The organism is Actinophytocola sp. KF-1 (genome assembly GCF_054661535.1).
This window is the reverse complement of record NZ_BAAFVK010000011.1, coordinates 253,841-271,451: the sequence shown is the minus strand read 5'-3', so window position 1 is coordinate 271,451 and position 17,611 is coordinate 253,841. Positions and strand designations below refer to the sequence as shown.

Here is a 17,611-nt window from a genome sequence, read left to right as displayed (position 1 = left end):
GCGTCACTGGGCCCGTTCGTGGAGTGTCACGCACGCCTTGGTGATCGCGTTCGCGAGCACGTCGATGTCGGGCACGGCGTCCCGGTCGGTCTGCAACCCGATGTGCACGGCGTCCCGGTACGGCGAGATCGCCACGCCGAGCGCGTGCCCGGGCGCGAGCGGGCCGAACGGGTAGATCTCCGCCAGCGGCGCGCCGTCGACGGTCAGCGGCACCGACGGCAGCGGCACGTTCGTGACCACCGTGTCGAACAGCAGCGGCGCGCCGAAGCCGGTGAGCGGCCCGGCCAGCCGGTGCACCGCGGACGGCAGCCGGTTCGCGAGGATCGCCAGCGTCCCGCCACCCCGTGCCGGCCCGGCCGCCTTGTTCGCGTCCATGGCCGCGCGCACGGCACGCAGCCGCGCCACCGGGTCCGGCAGCCCGACCGGCAGGTCGCACAGGTACCCGGACAGCTGGTTGCCGCCCGCGCCACCCCTGGCCCGTGTGTTCACCGGGATCAGCGCACGTGGCGTCCGGCCGTCCACGGGCGCGCCCCGCGACCGCAGCCACTCCCGCAGCCCGCCCGCGAGCACCGCGAGCGCCACGTCGTTGGTGGTGCCGCCGTGCTGCCGGCGGATCTGCCGCACGTCCGCGAGGTCGAGGCGGACGAACGCCACCCGCCGGGCGGTCCCGCCGGACGTGAGCATCGCAGGCACCGGCGGTACCCGCACGGCACGCGCGACCGCGCCCGCCATGGCCGCCGTCTCCCCGAGCCCGTACGACGGCGCCGACGCCGCCCTGGTCGGCGGGACGCCACCGTCGAGCAGCGCACCGGCCAGCGCCACGGCGCCCGCGCCGTCGGCCAGCGAGTGGTGCAGCTTCACGAGCACCGCGAACCGGTCACCGGGCAGCCCGGTGACGATGTGCACGTCCCACGGCGGCCGCGTCAGGTCCAGCGGGGTGGCGAGCCAGCCCGCCGTGTACGCCTCGAACGTGTTCCGGCCCAGCGCCTCGTACGTGTGCACGTGCGTGGCCGGGTCGAAGTCGTTCGCGGGCCACCACGACGGGAACCAGCCGCCGTCGACCCGCAGCCCCGGCAACCGCCCGGCCCGTTCGACCAGCAGCGCTCGCAGGCGGTCGAGCGACACCGGCCCCCGGAACACGGCCACCGCGCCGAGGTGCATCGGCCGCGCGCGCGTTTCCATGCTGAGGAACGCGGTGTCCAAACCAGTCAGTCGACCCATGGCTCCAGCTCACCAGCGTTCCGTGTCCTGCGAGTTACGCCTGTGCGAAGCCGTCATTCTTCACCCGGTCGCGCACGTCAGGGAATTGCCCAGATGGTGACCTTCGAGTTGGGCTCGACCTTGCTGTTAGGCGCCGGGTTCTGCGCGATGACCCGGCCACCGCCGCCGCCGAAGGCCTGGACGTCGACCTGCAGGCCGAGCCCGCTGAGGATCGCCTTCGCCTCGTCGACGGAACGGTTACCCACATCGGGGACGGTGACCGCGTTGGAGACGAAGACGGTCACGACCTTCTGATCGCCCTCGACGGTCTGGCCGATCTGCGGGTCCGTCCGGACGACCCGGCCCGCCTCGATGTCCGCCGCGAACTCCGGTGGGCCGTCCTGCGGCTGGTAGCCGGCGTCGGTCAGCGCCGTGAACGCCTCGTCGCGGGTCATGTTGCGCACGTCGGGGATCGGTTTGGGCTCCGGGCCCTTGCTGATCACGATGATGACGGGCGCGCCGAGGCGCAGCTCCGTGCCGGGCTGCGGGTCGACCGTGACGACCTTGCCCTTCTCGACGTCGTCGCTGTACTGGTTCTTCCCGTCGTCCTTCTCCGGCCGCAGGCCCTGCTTGCGGATCAGGTCGGACACCTCGTCCTCGTTCGCGCCCGCACGCACCTCGGGCACCTTCGGCCTGCCGAGCGACACGTACACGGTGACCTGGTCGCCGCGCAGCATCTCCTCGCCCGACGCGGGTGTGGTGCGGATGACCGTGCCCGCCTTGACGTCGTTGTGGTGCTCGGTCTTGATCTGCGGGTTCAGGTCGTTGTTCTGCAGCTGCCGCTCGGCCTCCGAGGTCGCCATGCCCGCGACGTTCGGCACCGTGCGGTACCGGCCGGAGGTGAACCACCAGGTCGACGTGCCGACGAGCGCGAGCACCACCACCGCGATGGCGGTCCACAGCGCGATCGACGTGCCGCTGCGCTTCGGCTTCGGGCCCTGCGGCGGCCGGTTGCGCGGCGGGCGGGGCGGCCCACCCGGCGGCTGCTGGGCGGGGAAGGGCGCGGACACGGGTGGCACGTACTCGGTGGCGGCCGCGGCGGCGGCGCTCGACAGGTCGGTGCGCAGCATGGCCCGCGTGCCCTGCGGGCCGACCGGGCGGAACCCACCGGGGGCAGGCCGCACGATCGTGGCGCCGGCCGGCGCGGCCGCGGACACAACCGGGGCGTTGCGCACGGTCTGCTCGGCGTCGCCGAGCACCAGCCCACCGGACGACGTGCCGCTCGCGATCATGGCGGGCGACACCGGCATCGTGCGGTCGGCGACCGTCGGCGCGGGCACCGGGACCGGCACGCGCGGCGCGCCGGTCATCATGCGCAGCTTCTCCACCTCGGCGAGGAACGCGGCGCCGTCGGCGGGCCGCAGCGCCGCGTCGCGCCGGGTGGCGCGCACGACCAGGTCGTCGAGCTCCGGCGGGAGGCCCGGCACGAGCGCCGACGGCGCGGGCACGTCGTCGTTCACGTGCCGGTAGGCCACCGAGATCGCGTTGTCGCCGGTGTAGGGCGCGGTGCCGGTCAGCGCCTCGAACAGCACGATGCCCGCCGAGTACACGTCGCCGGCCGCGGTCGCGTTGCCGGTGGTGACCTGCTCGGGGGAGAGGTAGGCGACCGTGCCGAGGATGACGCTCGCGCTCGTGGTCCCCGCGCTGTGCACGGCTCTGACCAGGCCGAAGTCGCCGACCTTGACCGTGCTGCCGCCCTCGCCGCCGTGCCCGATGAGCACGTTCTCCGGCTTGACGTCCCGGTGCACGAGCCCGGCGCGGTGCGCGGCGGCCAGCGCCGAGAGCACCGGCTCCATGATCGCCAGCGCGGTCGGCACGTCGAGCGCGCCGCGCTCGTTGATCAGGTCACGCAGCGTGCCGCCGTCGACCAGCTCCATCACCAGGTAGACGAGATCACCGTTCGGTGACCGGTCCACCCCCTGGTCGTGCACCGCGACCACGTTCGGGTGGTGGATCTTGGCGGCGGACCTGGCCTCCCGCTCGAAGCGGTCGACGAAGGCGCGGTCGTCCGCGAACCGCGCGTCCATCACCTTGATCGCGACCCGGCGGTCGAGACGCGTGTCCAGCCCGCGGTACACCGAGGACATGCCACCGCGGGCGAGCAGCGCGTCGACCCGGTACCGCTGCTCCAGCAGCGCACCGATCAGGCCGGCTCCCCTTTCGTCCACGCCCGTGATGGTACGGAGCCCGGCGGCACGGCGTGGCGAAGCCGTCGATTTGTGGGTCACGAGCGGGTCACACGGGCGGAAAACAGTCTGCGCGCCACGGCCGCACCTGTGGCATCGTTTGCCATGTGAGTGCGATCCCTTCCGCCGACGATGTGCTGGGCCCCGAGGTCGAGGTGCTGACGCTGCCGGACGTGGCCGACCGCCTGGGGCTGCCGGTCAACAAGGTGCGGCAGGCGTTGCGGGACGGTCAGCTGCTCGCGGTCCGCAGGGACGGGGTGCTGGTCGTGCCCGCGCCGTTCCTGACCGCGGACGGCCAGATCGTCAAGGGCCTGCCCGGCACGATCACGGTGCTCGCGGACGCGGGCTTCACCCCCGACGACATGCTGCGCTGGCTCTTCGAGCCGGACGACACGTTGCCGGGCGGCACCCCGATCGACGCGCTGCGCGCCACGGGTGGCCGCGAGGTGAAGCGCAGGGCTCAGGCCCTGGCGTTCTGAGCGGTCATACGGGACCGCGCGCTCTGTTCCGCTTCGAGCGCGCGGTGCAGCCTCGCCTGCTCCGCGTCCGTGCCGACGTGCACGAACCCGGCCAGGAACACCACCCGCGCGAGCAGCCGCCCGCCGCGGGTCGGGGCCGCCCGCCGCCCCAGCCTGCGCGCCACCGACCGCGACCGCACGGGTGCGACCCGGCCGCCGACCACGGCGGCCAGCACCATCAGCGCCAGCAGCACGGCCGCCCAGCCGAGCGCGGCCGCGCTGACGCCGGGCGTCCACCCGGTCACGGCCACGAACACGGCGGCGGCCGCCAGCAGCCCGGTCCGGCCCAGTTCCGCGCCGCCCGCCGGGCCCTCGGTCATGGACGCCCAGCACCCGCACGACGATCCGCGGCGCACGGCCGCGCCGACGAACCCGAGGAAGCCGAGGTAGGTGACCGCGAGGGCGGCGCCGGTGAGCCGGCCGCCGACGAGCATCACCGCGGCCGCGAGCAGCAGCTCCCACGCGCCGAGCAGCCGCCCGGCGAGCCGCAGCCGGTGCGCGTGCCGCGGCCCGAACACACGCCGAAGCGCCCCGGCGACGTGCCCGGGGCGCCACAGCTTCGGTACGCCCGCGCTGACCAGCAACGCGGCCAGCGCGAGCGCGAACCCCTGCGAAGGGCTCACAGGTGGTCGTAGCAGTCGATGATCACGGCCATGATCACGCCGAGCCCGGCCCCGGCGGCGACCGCCGCGATGACCTCGGCGGCCGCGACACCGACCGCCGCCAGCGCCGCCTCCAGGTAGGTGGCACCCCACCGGGACGCCGCGATCAGCATGCCCTTGACGTCCTGCGGAATCATCTTCCACAGGCCCGCGATCTCCTTGACGCCGTCCTCGCCGATCTGGGCGAGGATCTCGCCGTCCCGGCCCGCGCACGCGGTGAAGTCATCCCACGCCATCGTTCACTTCCCCTTCGTCACGCGGTCTGCTCGAGAGCGCGGTTGGTCGCCTGCAGCGACTCGCCCAACGTCATGCTGTTGCCTGCGAACGCCGTGATCAGCGGGTCGCCCTCGTTCACCACACCGACCTCGGGGTCGGCGAGCAGGGTGTCGGCGCCCTGCTTGGAGAGCGCGTCGACGATCGCCTTGCTGTTCTCGTCGAGCCCCTCGTACCAGTTGTTCACGTGCTCGGCGACCTGCTGGATGTAGGTCGCGTCCGCGGCCTCCGGCGCGATGTCGATGCCCGCGCCCGCGAGCGCGCCCGCCAGTGCGTCACCGCCGGCACCCGAGCCGTCGCCGCCGTCGACCGGCTGCCACTCGCTGCCGTCCCACTTCCACTTGCCGTCGTCGCTGAGCGCGCCGACCTCCGCCTGCTGGGTGTCCCCGTCCGGGACCGGCTGCCAGTCGGCGCCGTCCCACCAGTACTTGCCGTCCTCGGAGAGCTGCGCTCCCTCTGGCACCGTCATCGCTGTTCCTCCCGCGGTGACCGGCCACGACGTCCGTGGCCCGTGGCAGCGAGGATGGCTCGTCACGGTCCTCGCCGGACAGTCGTGGCGGACCGGATCAACGGGAACCGCCGACCACCCCAAAGGGCAGCGCGGAGACCAGTGCCGTGGCCGCGATCCGCAGCCGCCTGCGCGTCGGCACGACCACGCGCCTGGTGAGCACGTCGTAGTCGGCGTCCGCGATCTCGTCGAGGATGCGCCGGTACATGGCGGTCGCGGCGGCGATGCACGGCCGGGCCCGCGGCGCGAGCATCCCGATGCCGGGCTCGGCCCGCCGGTAGACGGCGTGGTTGCAGGACACGAGGTGGGCGAGCGCCCGCCGGATGGGCCGCTCGGTGCGGCCGGTGCGGTGGGCGTGCTCGAGCATGGCGCGGTCCACGCCGAACGCCGCGAGCTCGTCGGCGGGCAGGTACAGGCGGCCGCGGTCGAGGTCCTCGCCGACGTCGCGCAGGAAGTTGGTCAGCTGGAACGCCTCGCCGAGCGCGGCCGCGTAGGGCGCCGCCTCGTCGCGCGGCACGGACGTGCCGAGCACCGGCAGCATCTGCAGCCCGATCACGCCGGCCGAGCCGTGGGTGTACTCGGCGAGGTCGGCGAACGTGGCGTAGCCGGTGACCGTCAGGTCCATCCGCATGGACGCGAGGAACGCGGTGAACAGGTGCTCGTCGAGGTCGTGGCGGCGGACCGTGTCGGCGAGCGCCAGCAGCACCGGGTGCGCGTACGGCCCGCCGGACAGCGCCTCGGCGAGTGCCTTCTCGAGGCTGTTCAGCGCCTCGCCGGGGTCGCCGGGCGCGGCCCCGTTGTCGACGATCTCGTCCGCGAGCCGCGCGAACGCGTACAGGGCGTGCACCGACGGCCTGCTCGCCGCGGGCAGCAGGCGGGTGGCGAGGAAGTACGTGCGCCCGTGGTACGCGTTGATCGCCCGGCAGGCTTGGTACGCCTCGTCCAGGGTCACTTGGGGCAGCTCACCCACTGGCCTGCCGGGCACGTGCCCTTCTCCTGCTTGTAGGTCGCCACCAGCTGGGTCGCGAGCGCGTACGCCGACACCGGGTTCTCCGCGGTGGTGACGAGCGAGTACGTGCACACGGACTTGGTGGTGCCGAGGCAGCTGCGCAGCTGCTCCTTCGCCTGGTCCCGCCAGTAGCGGGCGGACACGACGCCGTACTTCCACACGCCGTCGGCGTAGGCGATCTCGTACACGGCGTGCCCGCTCTCGCCCTCGGTGCGGGCCTTCGGGTCGGCGGGCTTGGCGGCGCCGCGCTCGGCGAGTGGCGCGGCGTCCGGCGGGTCCGCCAGCGCGAGGGCGGTCCACACGGCGCCGTACGGGTGGCTGCCGGGCACGCTGTTGGCGCGCCGGTAGAAGTCGGCCCACTGCTGGGTCTTGATCGCGCAGCTCATGCTGGCCGACTTGCCGGGCTGGACCGGCCCGACGGTCTGCTCGCAGCTGCCGAGCGGTGCGTTGTCACCCGTCCAGTCGGCCTTCAGGTGGACCTTCACGGCCTTCTTCGACGGGTTGGTGATGTCGACGATCAGCGTGCAGCTCGTCGCGGCGCACTTGTCGAACCGGTTGCCGCCCTGGGTGATCGAGGTGAGCGCGTCGACCGCGGTGGTCAGCTCGTTCTTCGCCTTGGCGGCCAGGTCGGTGTAGACCTTGTTGGCGGTCGCCGAGACGTCGGTGACCGACACCCGCAGGTCCCGTGCCTTGGTGTTCTCGGCGCTGCCGACCTCGTCGAGCGCGAGCGCGACCACGCCGTGCGGCGCGTCCTTCGCGAGGTAGACCGTGCCGCCGTCGACGGGGACCTCGACCCCGCTCACCCCGCCGCCCGCGTCGGTGACCTGCGTGGGCAGCGCCTTGCCCGCGTCCTTGGTGGCCTTGCCGGCGGTCTGGCCGATCACGTCCGGGGTGAAGATGTCGCCGAACTCGACGCCGAGCAGCACGGTCGGCAGCTTCACCCAGCGGTTGCCGAGCGCGGTGCCGTCACCGGAGCTGACGCCGAACCGGGCCGCCATGGCGGACCAGAACTCCGGCTTGCCCTTCAGGTAGAGGGTCTTGTCGAGCACGATGACCGACGCGCCGAGCCCGTCGGCCTTGATGCTGCCGAACACCTCGCTGGTGCTGGTGGCCGTCACGTCGACGCCGAACTCCGTGTCGTCGGACGCGGTCAGCGTGCCCTGGTAGCGGACGGCGGCGGCCTCCGCGAGGTTCGCGATCGCGGCGCCGGTGGCCTCCGCCGTGGTGAGCGGCCCGATCTCGACACCCGACGGCGCCCCGCCGACCGCGTTCGTGCACGCGGTCAGCCCCAGCGCGGCCGCGACCAGGAGGGGCACCAGGAGGCGCGGCTTCCGAGTCATCATGGTTCTCCCCGTCCGGCGGGCACGCCGTGGCCTGTCCGGGCGCATCCCCACGCAGGAGTATCCCAACTCAGTTGGCGGCGACGCGGGGGGACTTCCTGACGGATTGCCGACGGTTCGTCCCGGTGACGCGTTCCGCGGCGAGCCTGCCGGAGATGACGACCGGCGGGATGCCGACGCCGGGGGTGGTGCCGCAGCCCGCGAGCACGGCGTTCGCGACGCCGCGGACCAGGTTGCGCGGCCGGAACGGACCGGTCTGCGGAAACGTGTGGGCCAGCGAGAACGGGGTGCCCGCGGCGAGGCCCTGCGCGGCCCAGTCGGCGGGCGTGACCAGTCGTTCCACCGTGATCGCGGCGTCGAAGCCGGTGAGGCCGCGGGCGGCGAGCACCTGCCCGAGCTCCGCCCGGTAGGCGGGCCCGACCCGCTCCCAGTCGATCGCCGCGCTCGCGAGGTTCGGGCACGGCGCGAGCACCGACAGGACCTCCCCGCCCCCGGGCGCGAGGCCGGGGTCGGTCGCGGTCGGCCGCGTGACCAGCAGCGACGGGTCGCTCATGAGCCTGCCCCGGCGCAGGATCTCGTCGAACGTGCGGTCCCACCCGGCGCCGAAGAACACCGTGTGGTGGCCCAGCTCCGGCCACGTGCGGTCCACGCCCGCGTGCAGCACGACCGCCGACGGCGACCAGCGGGGGCGCAGCGGCCTGCGTGGCGAGATGCCCAGCAGCCGGTAGCTGACCGGCAGGTCCGGGGTGAGCACGAGCGCGTCGCACGGGATCCGCTCGCCGTGCGTGGTGCGGACGGCCGTGACCTGGTCGCCGGTGCGTTCCAGCCAGGCCGCGCCCGTGCCGGTCCGCACCGAGGCGCCCGCGTCCGTCGCCGCGTCGGCCATGGCCTGCGCGACCGCGCCGATCCCGCCGCGCGGGAAGTACACGCCCGCGACGGTGTCCATGTAGGCGATCACCGCGTACGCGGCGAGCGCGTGCGCCGGCGCGAGGCCCGCGTACAGGGACTGGAACGAGAACAGCCGCCGCAGCCGTTCGTCGGACAGGAACCGGCCGATCCGCGGGCCGAGCCTGCCGAACCCGCCCAGCGCGGCGAGGTGCGCGAGCTTGGGGCCGAGCAGGTCGAGCGGGGAGTCGAAGTTGGCGCCGATGAAGGTGTCGCGCTGGACCCGGTACAGCTCGGTGAGCCACCGGCGCAGCCGCAGGTAGCCCGCGGCCTCCCGCGGCCCGGCCACCCGGCGGACCTCCTCGGCCATCGCGTCGGCGTCGGTGTGCACGGCGATCGTGGACCCGTCGGCGAAGTGCGCCCGGTACGCCGGGTCGAGGCGGACCAGGTCGACGCGCTCGGCGAGCGACGAGCCGACCGCCGAGAACGCCTCGTCGAGCAGCTCCGGCATGGTCAGCACGGAGGCGCCGGTGTCGATGCGGAGGTCACCGAGCCGGTCGCGGCCCGCCCGGCCGCCGACGTGCGGCGCCGACTCCAGCAGGGTCACCCGGCGGCCCGCGCCGAGCAGGTGCAGGGCGGCCGACAACCCGGCCAGACCCGCGCCGACCACGACCACGTGATCGGTGCTGCCGGGGAGCGAGCGCATTCAGCGGTCCCGCCGGGTCGCGGCGATCGCGAGGTCCGCGAGCCGGGTGCGGCCGGGTTCGCCGAGCCCCGCCGAGTCCAGCGCGGCCATCGCCGACACCGTGAGCTTGTCGATCCGCCGTTCCAGCTCGTCGACCGCGCCGACCTCGACCAGCACCTCCCGCACCCGCCGGATGGTGTCCCGGGTGAGGTCGGGGTCGCCGAGCGCGCCGCGCACCAGGTCGGCGTCGGCGTGCCTGCCTGCCTCGTCGGCGTACCGCAGGCCGAGCGACACCAGCAGTGTGCGCTTGCCCTCGCGCAGGTCGTCACCGGCGGGCTTGCCGGTCACCTCGGTGTCGCCGTACACGCCGAGCAGGTCGTCGCGGAGCTGGAACGCGACGCCGATGTCGGTGCCGAACGCGCGGACCGCGGTGATGGTGTCCTCGTCGGCGCCCGCGAGCGCGACGCCCATGTGCAGCGGCCGCTCGACCGTGTACGCGGCGGTCTTCAGCCGGGCCACGCCCAGCGCGCGCTCCTCGGACTCGTCGCCCTCGGCCTGCGCGAGCACGTCGAGGTACTGGCCCGCGAACATCTCGGCGCGCATCGCGAGCCACGGCGCGCGGGCGGCGGCACGCATCCGCTCGGTCAGCGGCGCGCCGGTGAACATGTCGTCCGCCCACGCGAGCGCGAGGTCGCCGAGCAGGATCGCGGCCGCCATGCCGAACCGCTCCGGCTCGCCGAGCCAGCCGCCGGCCCGGTGCGCGTCGGTGAACCGGACGTGCACGGTCGGGTGGCCCCTGCGCAGCTCGGAGGCGTCCATGAGGTCGTCGTGGACCAGCGCGCACGTCTGGATCAGCTCCAGCGCGCTCACGGCGGTCAGCACGGCGTCGGCCGCCGGGCCGGTGCCGTCGCCACCCGCGGCGCGCCAGCCCCACCACGCGAACGTGGGCCGGATCCGCTTGCCGCCGCGGAGCGCGAAGTCGGAGAGGGTGTCGACGGCGGCCGCGAACGTCTGCGCCTGCTCGGGCAGCTCGGCACGGCGCTCGGCGAGGTAGCCGCGGAGGAGCTTCTCGACGTGCAGGTGCACCGCGCCGTCGATGTCCTCAGCTACGCGCTCGGGGGTCACGCTGACCATGGTGCGTGGTCCGTGGCGGGAACGCACCGGCGGGGGTGGGTGTCGAGGGGATCTGTAGGCAGGGTCACTACCCTCAGGTACATGACTTCGGTGGTGGCCCGCATCCCAGGTGACCGGCCGGTGTTCTCCGTCGAGTTCATGCCGCCGCGCGACGACGCGGACGAACTCCGGCTGTGGAACGCGATCCGCTCGTTGGAGGGTCTCGACCCGGCGTTCGTGTCGGTGACCTACGGCGCGGGCGGGTCGAGCCGGGACCGCACGATCAGGACCACCGGGCGCGTGGTGACCGAGACCACGCTGGTCTCGATGGCCCACCTGACCGCGGTGGACCACTCCGTGGCCGAGCTGCGCAACGTCATCGGCTGGTACGCCTCGCTCGGCATCCGCAACGTGCTGGCGCTGCGCGGTGACCCGCCGGGTGACCCCAACGGCGAGTGGGTGAAGCACCCCGAGGGCCTCGAGTACGCCGAGGAACTGGTGACCCTGGTCCGCTCGCTCGGCGACTTCTGCGTCGGCGTGTCGGCGTTCCCGTACGGCCACCCGCGCTCCGCCGACCTCGACGAGGACACGAGGTACCTGGTCCGCAAGCTCCGCGCGGGCGCCGACTTCGCCATCGCCCAGCTGTTCTTCGAGGCCGAGGACTTCCTGCGCCTGCGCGACCGAGTCGCCGCAGCCGGCTGCGAGACGCTGCTGCTGCCCGGCGTGATGCCGCTGACCACGCCGAAGATCCTGAGCAAGACCGTGGAGCTGTCGGGCGCCGACGTGCCCGCGTCGCTCGCCGCGCGCCTCGACCCGCTGGCCGCCGACCCGAAGGCGTTCCGCGAGGAGGGCATGAACGTCACCACGGAGCTGTGCGAACGGCTCCTCGCCGAGGGCGTGCCGAGCCTGCACTTCTACACGTTCAACCGCTCGAAGGCGACCAAGGAGATCGTGGTCGACCGCCTGGGCCTGGCCCCTGGCCGCTCCCGCCTCAGCTCGGCGTCCTGACCGGCGCGTCGACGGCGATCGAGGGCCCCGGCTAGTACCGCCGCGCCTGGGCGCGTTCCGCGCTCAGGCTGCGGCGGTGGGCGATCAGCGCGAGGAGGGCGGCGATCAGGGCCGCGCCCAGCGCGCCGCCGCCGACGATCGTCACCCACTTGGTCAGCGACTCGCCGTCCGTGTCGGAGTACTGCGCGATCGCGTCGAACTCGGTGACCGCGGCCGGTTTCGGGGACCAGCTGATCGTGCCGCCGTCCTCGTCGCCGTTGGTCCTGGTGACCGAGCCGGGGAAGGCGACCTTGATCTGGACGTCCGCGCGGTCCTTGGGCACCTGCATCAGGTCGACCGAACCGGCGAGGGTCACGAGGTCGCCCGCCCGGCGGAACGACAGCCGGAACTCGTCGGCCTCGGAGATCGTCTCCACGAGGGTCTGGACGTCGGTGAAGCGCAGGTCGGTGAACGTCACCTTCTGACCGACGTAGCCGTCCTGGGCGTACTTCTCCGCCTGCACCCGGTCGGACAGCTCGGGCGGGATGGTCAGCGGCGGCCCGTTGTCCTGCTCACTGACCGGCAGCGCGGCGACGATCAGCTCACCCGACACGAGGTCGTCCGGCGACACCGCGATCGCGGCGTGGACACGCAGGCACCCGGTCAGTGAGAGCATCAGCACACCGAACAGCGCGAGCAGCCCTGTGACCCGTAAGACCCTGCGCACCGCGCCATCCTGCCAGTACCCCGGCCGGGTGCGAAATCCCGTGTGCGGGCAGGCGCCGGTCGGTACCGTGCGCGCCATGACCGTGCAGCGCATCAGCGACGAGTACGTCGACGACTACGTCCGGCTCCTGCCGACGGTGGCCACCGAACTGGGCATCCCCGGCCACGACGACCGGTGGCCGGACCTGTCGCCCGACGGGAACGCCGCGGTCACCGAGCTGCAGCGGCGCGCGCTCGCCGCCGTCGCCGCCGTCGAACCCGCCGACCACGCCGAGCACGTGGCGAAGGCGGTGTTCACCGAACGGCTCGGCGTCGAGGTCGAGGCGTACGAGGCCGGTCTCGTCGACGCGGACCTGAACGTGCTCGCGAGCCCGCCGCAGACCCTGCGGTCCACGTTCGACCTGATGCCCGCCGGCAGCGCCGACGACTGGGCCACGATCGCGACCCGCCTGTCCCGCCTGCCCGACGCCATCGCCGGCTACCGCGCGAGCCTGCTGCACGCGGCCGCGAAGGGCGACGTGTCCGCGGTCCGGCAGGTCGGCAAGGTGGCCGACCAGTGCGAGCAGTGGAGCGAGAACTTCTTCACCGACTTCGTCGCGGGCGCGGCGGACGTGCCGGACAGCCTGCGTGCCGACCTGGACGCGGGCGCGGCGGCGGCGTCGCGGGCGTACGCGGAGCTGGCCGGTTTCCTGCGCACCGAGCTGCTGCCCAAGGCGCCGGCGAAGGACGCGGTCGGCGAGGACGTCTACAAGCTGCTGTCCCGCCGCTACCTGGGTGCCGCGCTGGACCTGCGCGAGGCCTACGAGTGGGGCTGGGCCGAGTTCATGCGCCTCGAGGCCGAGATGCGGGAGGTCGCGAACCGGATCAAGCCGGGCGCGACCCTCGCCGAGGCCGCCGACGCGCTCGACGCCGACCCCCGCTACCAGGTGCAGGGCGTCGAGGCGTTCCGCGAGTGGATGCAGAAGCTGTCCGACCAGGCCCTGGCCGACCTGCGGGGGGTCCACTTCGACATCCCCGACGAGATCATGCGGCTCGACTGCAAGATCGCCCCGCCCGGCGGCTCGGCGGGCGCGTACTACACGAACCCGAGCGACGACTTCAGCCGTCCGGGCGCGATGTGGTGGGCGCTGCCGCCGAACAAGGACTCGTTCACCACGTGGCGCGAGACCAGCATCGTGTACCACGAGGGCGTGCCGGGCCACCACATGCAGATCGCGACGGCGATGTACCACGCCGAGCGGCTGAACAAGTTCCAGCGGATGCTGTCGTGGGTGCCCGCCTACTCGGAGGGCTGGGCGCTGTACGCCGAGCGCCTGATGCGCGAGTTCGGGTACCTGTCCGACGACGGCAACCTGTTCGGGATGCTCAACGAGAACATCTTCCGCGCCGCGCGCGTGATCATCGACATCGGCATGCACATGGAGCTGGGGATCCCGTCGGGCACCGGCTTCCACGAGGGGGAGACCTGGACCCCGGAGCTGGGCCTGGAGTTCATGCTGACCCGCACGATCACCGAGCACGCGACGGTCGTCGACGAGGTGGACCGGTACCTCGGCTGGGGCGGCCAGGCACCCGCCTACAAGCTGGGCGAGCGGCTGTGGCTGGAGGCCCGCGAGGACGCGAAGGCCCGCGCGGGCGCCGCCTTCGACCTCAAGCACTTCCACATGGAGGCCCTCTACCTGGGCCAGATGGGCATGGACACCATGCGGGAGTGCCTGGCCAGAATCTGACGGTTCGGGCGCTGCGCGCCCGGCCCCGCGAAGCGGGCGAAGCCCCATCAACCCCGTGAGGGGTGCCTGCCATCCCGTCGACCTGGCGAAGCCCGATCACGCCGTGTCAAGGGGGCCCGAAGCACGAACCAACCACATGCCCAAATCCCCGGGCCCCCTTGACGCGGTGTGATAGCCCTCCGGGAGGTCGACGGGATGGCAGGCACCGCCACGGACACCAGTCCCTGCCAACCCAACCCCGTGCAAGACCCCCGCCATCCCGGAGACCAGCCCCTCCGGCGAGGAGGCCCGTCCGGCAGGACGCCCTCCGGCGAGGACGCCCGTCCGGCGAAGACAAACCCAGGACGGGGACAACCCACACAAGGCCTGTGCCCGGCGTCCGGCGCTACGCCGTTGCCGGGGTCGTCACCTCGGCGAAGGCCCACGGGTCGTGCGCGGAGAAGACGCGCACCTCGTCGCCGTGGTCGCGGACCAGTTCGCGCAGCCGGGCCTGGTTGCCGATCCGCAGTGGCCGGTCGGTCTCGGTGATCTCCTCGAACGCGTCCCACAGCGGGATCTCCCACCGCCGCGGCGCGATCTGGCCGTCGTAGTAGAACGCGTCGCCCGCGTGCAGCAGCCAGCGGTCGCCGCCGCGGACGGCCACCGCGCAGTGGCCCGGCGTGTGCCCCGCGAGGGGCACCAGCAGCACATCGGCAGGCAGCCCGTCGAGGTGCACCGCGTCGAAGCCGAACCACGTCGTGTCGCGGCGTGACGGGTAGGTCACCCACCGCGGCCGGTGCGCCCAGTGCGCGGGGCGGTACCGGAGCGTGTGTTCCGGGTGCGTGCTGGTCGTCGCCATGGCGGCCCGGTACTCGGCGTCGTGCACGTGGACGCGGGCGGCCGGGAAGTCGGGCAGCCCGCCGCTGTGGTCGAGGTCGAGGTGCGTGAGCACGATGTCGGTGACGTCCGCCGGGTCGTAGCCGCGGGCCACGAGCTGCGCCGCCGCCGTCTCCGACGGGTCGAGGACCGGCTCGGTGCGGGCCAGGAAGTCCGGGCCCAGCGCGACCTCCGGCTGCCCGATGTCGATCGCGCCGAAGCCGGTCTCCACCAGCACCAGGCCGTGGTCCGCCTCGACGACGAGGCAGTGGCACACGACCCGCGCGGGGTCCCTGCCGTCCGCGGGGATCTCGCGCATGGTGCCGCAGTTGAGGTGGGTGACGTTCATCCGTGCTCCAAAACTCCCGATAAATGTGGAAACCGCGAAAATCACTCGCTTTGTCCACCGAATGGGGCAATCCGGTCGTGTGCTAGCCCTGCCGTCGGAGTGGCGGACCCCCGTTCGGAGGAAGCGGTGGCCCCGGTGTGCGGGCTCGACAGCAGAATATGACGACTGGTCTAGAGAATTCAATAGACCGGTCATCATAGACATCGAGAAAGTTCGTGCCTTGTGCTTGCGCGGCGCGGGATAGTGGAGGCAAGTGACACCCCAGTGGAGGTCGGCCATGGCAACCGACGCGGAAGTCATCGGCGTCCGCGGCGTCTTCCTCAAGCTGAGGACCCATGCCGGTCTGACCGCCAGACGGCTGCGTGACACGGAAGTGGACACGCGCGTCCTCGCGGACCTGCCGGCGGTCCAGCGCGCCATCCGCGAGTCCGGCGCGCCGGTCGAGCAGGCCATCGTCGACGCGGTGGCCGCGGTCGTCGCCGAGCTGGAGCCCACCGACCGGCTCATCGCCGACGTGGTGCTCGCGCTCGGCATGCTGGCCGACGAGCTCACCGACCAGCCTGCGCTCGCCAACCGCCTCTACCGCGCCGACCTCGGCGTGCGGCGGATCGCGCTGTCGGAGGGCTGGCACACGCTGCACGAGCTGATGGGCGTGGCGACCCCGCCACCCGCGCCGACCGTGCGCAGCCTGCGCGGCTCGGTCGAGGAGAAGACGCTCGGCGTGCTGGCCGAGCGCTGCGTGCGTGCCGCGGGCATGGCGCGTCGCGAGTCGACGGAGGAACCCGGCAACACGGTCCTGGTGGTGGGCGGCGCGGTGATGGACCACATCACGGTCGTCGAGCAGCTGCCGGTCGCGGGCACGTCCGTGCAGGCCACGTCGTTCCACATGAACCCCGGCGGCAAGGGGCTCAACCTCTCCGTGGCGGGCAGGCGCATGGGCTTCGACATCCGCTTCGCCGCCGCCGTGGGCGGCGACTCGGCCGCGACCAGGCTCCTCGAGTACATGCGCAGCGAGGACCTGGCCACGGACTTGATCGTGGAAGCACCGGGCGAAGCGACCCCCGTGGCACAGGTTATTGTGCTGCCCAACGGAGACGCCGCCACGATCGGCTGGAAGAACGAGCTCCGGGTCGCACTCTCCACAAGAGACATGCGAAGCCAGGCGATGAGCCGTGCGCTGGCCGAGGCCGACGCCGTGCTCGTGACCCTGGAAGCGCCGGTCGACGTCGTCAAGTGGACGTTGGACACCGCGCGGAATCTGCCGAGGAAACCGCTGGTGCTGCTGCAGGCGTCCCCACCCCTGGACCGTCCACAGCAGATCTACCGGCAGTTCACCGGCGTGGATTACGTCGTGGGTTCCGAATGGGCGCTGAGCAAGCTGCTGCCCCCCTTCGACGACAACAAGAGCTTTGACGAGATCGCTCGTCAGCTGCGCACCATGGGCGTGGCGACGGTCTGTTCAGTGGAGAACTTCCGCTGCCGCATCAGATCTCGTGAGTTGGAAGCGGACATCGACGCACCATCGGTACCGCTCACCGATTCCCCGGGGGCTAGAGAAGCCTTCTCGGCGGCCCTGGTACATCATTTGCTCAGGATCGGCCGCGGTGGCCTCACCCGCGAGAGCCTTGAGTGGGCGAGCGCGGCGATGGCCACGAACCTTTCCATCGACATCATCACAGACGCCATGCCCAAGCCCGGCGATGTCGGACGGATCATGGAGTCGGACCAGAGTGTGGGGTAGCCCGCGTGGGCGATGAAAACCTGACGGAACATGAGCTGAGGCACGCAGACGGGGACTTCCGCGTCGTCGTGCTCGGCCGGGGTTCCGACGTGCACGGCAACCAGCCGTGCGCCGCGGTGTTCGGCGAACCCGAGGACGGGTGTCTCGTTCGAATTCACTCGCGGTGTGTGTACGGCGAGATCTTCGAGTCCGTCGACTGCGACTGCCGGGACCAACTGCGGCAGTCGATGGCCATGATGCGCAAGGCGGGCTCCGGTGTGCTCATCTACCTCGACCAGGAGGGGAGAGGCGCCGGACTGCTCGCGAAGGCTCTCGGGTACCAGCTGACCCAGCGTGAGGGCCTGGACACGTTCACCAGCTACCGGGTGCTCGGCCTGCCGGAGGACTCCCGGTCCTATGAGGACGCGGTGGCCATCCTCCGCGGCCTCGGCCTGCGCCGGGTACGGCTGCTGACCAACAACCCCGCGAAGGTCGCGGCACTGGCCACAGCGGACTTCCACGTCGAGCAACAACCGTTCCTCGTGCCCGGCCAGAGCGCCGAGGCACGCAGCTACCTGGCGGCCAAGGCCAGGTACGGCCACACCATCTCGCTCGCCGAGCTGGAGGCCGGCGCCGCACGGGAACGCTGGCGGTGGCTGCACAAGCTGCTGCGGCGGACCAGGCGGCGTCCGCAGGCGACCCCCGAGCGGGTACCCGCCAGGGTCGTCGAGCTGCCGGTGCCCACGGTGAACCCCGTGGAGCAGCCGGTGGCGTCCGCACACCCGACCGACCTGGTCAGCTGAAC

The 17,611-nt window shown here is 72.6% G+C and carries 16 protein-coding genes; 5 read left to right on the top strand and 11 right to left on the bottom strand.

Features of this window, described 5'->3' with window-relative positions; genetic code table 11:
* Nucleotides 1-3 precede the first annotated feature (3 nt).
* Both ACYQ77_RS31235 and ACYQ77_RS31230 read right to left on the bottom strand, forming a co-directional pair.
* On the bottom strand, nt 4-1,221 hold the full coding sequence (locus ACYQ77_RS31235) for a wax ester/triacylglycerol synthase domain-containing protein (protein ID WP_459717472.1): 1,218 nt from the start codon (nt 1,219-1,221) through the stop codon (nt 4-6).
* 77 nt (nt 1,222-1,298) lie between these two features.
* Nucleotides 1,299-3,428 carry a Stk1 family PASTA domain-containing Ser/Thr kinase gene (locus ACYQ77_RS31230; RefSeq protein WP_459717470.1) on the bottom strand — a complete coding sequence of 710 codons (2,130 nt, stop codon included), beginning with the start codon at nt 3,426-3,428 and terminating at the stop codon, nt 1,299-1,301.
* A 125-nt stretch (nt 3,429-3,553) separates the two neighbouring features.
* On the opposite strand from ACYQ77_RS31230, the gene ACYQ77_RS31225 reads away from it, so the two are divergent.
* Nucleotides 3,554-3,925 carry an Rv2175c family DNA-binding protein gene (locus ACYQ77_RS31225; RefSeq protein ID WP_459717467.1) on the top strand — a complete coding sequence of 124 codons (372 nt, stop codon included), beginning with the start codon at nt 3,554-3,556 and terminating at the stop codon, nt 3,923-3,925.
* On the opposite strand, the gene ACYQ77_RS31220 is transcribed toward ACYQ77_RS31225, so the two are convergent.
* The 7 genes from ACYQ77_RS31220 to ACYQ77_RS31190 form a co-directional block, all read right to left on the bottom strand.
* Nucleotides 3,907-4,587, bottom strand: a complete 681-nt coding sequence (locus ACYQ77_RS31220) for a MauE/DoxX family redox-associated membrane protein (RefSeq protein ID WP_459717465.1) — start codon at nt 4,585-4,587, stop codon at nt 3,907-3,909. The two genes, ACYQ77_RS31225 and ACYQ77_RS31220, sit on opposite strands and share 19 nt — an antisense overlap.
* The gene (locus ACYQ77_RS31215; RefSeq protein ID WP_459717462.1) at nt 4,584-4,862 is read right to left on the bottom strand and encodes a hypothetical protein; all 279 of its coding nucleotides are present in this window, start codon (nt 4,860-4,862) and stop codon (nt 4,584-4,586) included. Before ACYQ77_RS31215 ends, ACYQ77_RS31220 begins: the two co-directional genes overlap by 4 nt.
* A 17-nt stretch (nt 4,863-4,879) precedes the next feature.
* On the bottom strand, nt 4,880-5,368 hold the full coding sequence (locus ACYQ77_RS31210) for a hypothetical protein (RefSeq protein WP_459717459.1): 489 nt from the start codon (nt 5,366-5,368) through the stop codon (nt 4,880-4,882).
* Between the two features lie 97 nt (nt 5,369-5,465).
* Nucleotides 5,466-6,359: a phytoene/squalene synthase family protein gene (locus tag ACYQ77_RS31205; RefSeq protein WP_459717456.1), complete on the bottom strand. Its 894-nt coding sequence runs from the start codon at nt 6,357-6,359 to the stop codon at nt 5,466-5,468.
* Nucleotides 6,356-7,759, bottom strand: a complete 1,404-nt coding sequence (locus ACYQ77_RS31200; protein ID WP_459717453.1) for a hypothetical protein — start codon at nt 7,757-7,759, stop codon at nt 6,356-6,358. The genes ACYQ77_RS31205 and ACYQ77_RS31200 overlap by 4 nt, the downstream gene beginning before the upstream one ends.
* Before the next feature lie 67 nt (nt 7,760-7,826).
* Nucleotides 7,827-9,347, bottom strand: coding sequence for a phytoene desaturase family protein (crtI, locus tag ACYQ77_RS31195; RefSeq protein ID WP_459717451.1), 1,521 nt, complete (start codon nt 9,345-9,347; stop codon nt 7,827-7,829).
* Nucleotides 9,348-10,460, bottom strand: coding sequence for a polyprenyl synthetase family protein (locus tag ACYQ77_RS31190; RefSeq protein ID WP_459717448.1), 1,113 nt, complete (start codon nt 10,458-10,460; stop codon nt 9,348-9,350). It lies immediately after the preceding gene.
* A gap of 81 nt (nt 10,461-10,541) precedes the next feature.
* Here ACYQ77_RS31190 and ACYQ77_RS31185 point away from each other — a divergent pair, with 81 nt between their 5' ends.
* A complete protein-coding gene (locus tag ACYQ77_RS31185; RefSeq protein WP_459717445.1) occupies nt 10,542-11,447 on the top strand; it encodes a methylenetetrahydrofolate reductase in 906 nt (301 codons plus the stop codon).
* A gap of 31 nt (nt 11,448-11,478) precedes the next feature.
* Here the strand turns inward: ACYQ77_RS31185 and ACYQ77_RS31180 are convergent, their stop codons facing one another.
* On the bottom strand, nt 11,479-12,153 hold the full coding sequence (locus tag ACYQ77_RS31180) for an LppM family (lipo)protein (protein WP_459717442.1): 675 nt from the start codon (nt 12,151-12,153) through the stop codon (nt 11,479-11,481).
* 76 nt (nt 12,154-12,229) lie between these two features.
* Between ACYQ77_RS31180 and ACYQ77_RS31175 the strand changes: the two genes are divergently transcribed.
* Nucleotides 12,230-13,882 (top strand): DUF885 domain-containing protein, encoded by a 1,653-nt coding sequence (locus ACYQ77_RS31175; protein ID WP_459717440.1) that lies wholly within the window; start codon nt 12,230-12,232, stop codon nt 13,880-13,882.
* 385 nt (nt 13,883-14,267) lie between these two features.
* Here the strand turns inward: ACYQ77_RS31175 and ACYQ77_RS31170 are convergent, their stop codons facing one another.
* Nucleotides 14,268-15,086, bottom strand: coding sequence for an MBL fold metallo-hydrolase (locus tag ACYQ77_RS31170; protein WP_459717437.1), 819 nt, complete (start codon nt 15,084-15,086; stop codon nt 14,268-14,270).
* A gap of 277 nt (nt 15,087-15,363) precedes the next feature.
* Between ACYQ77_RS31170 and ACYQ77_RS31165 the strand changes: the two genes are divergently transcribed.
* Both ACYQ77_RS31165 and ACYQ77_RS31160 read left to right on the top strand, forming a co-directional pair.
* On the top strand, nt 15,364-16,827 hold the full coding sequence (locus ACYQ77_RS31165; RefSeq protein WP_459717435.1) for a PfkB family carbohydrate kinase: 1,464 nt from the start codon (nt 15,364-15,366) through the stop codon (nt 16,825-16,827).
* A 5-nt stretch (nt 16,828-16,832) separates the two neighbouring features.
* Nucleotides 16,833-17,609 carry a GTP cyclohydrolase II gene (locus ACYQ77_RS31160; protein WP_459717432.1) on the top strand — a complete coding sequence of 259 codons (777 nt, stop codon included), beginning with the start codon at nt 16,833-16,835 and terminating at the stop codon, nt 17,607-17,609.
* The last annotated feature ends 2 nt before the right edge of the window (nt 17,610-17,611 follow it).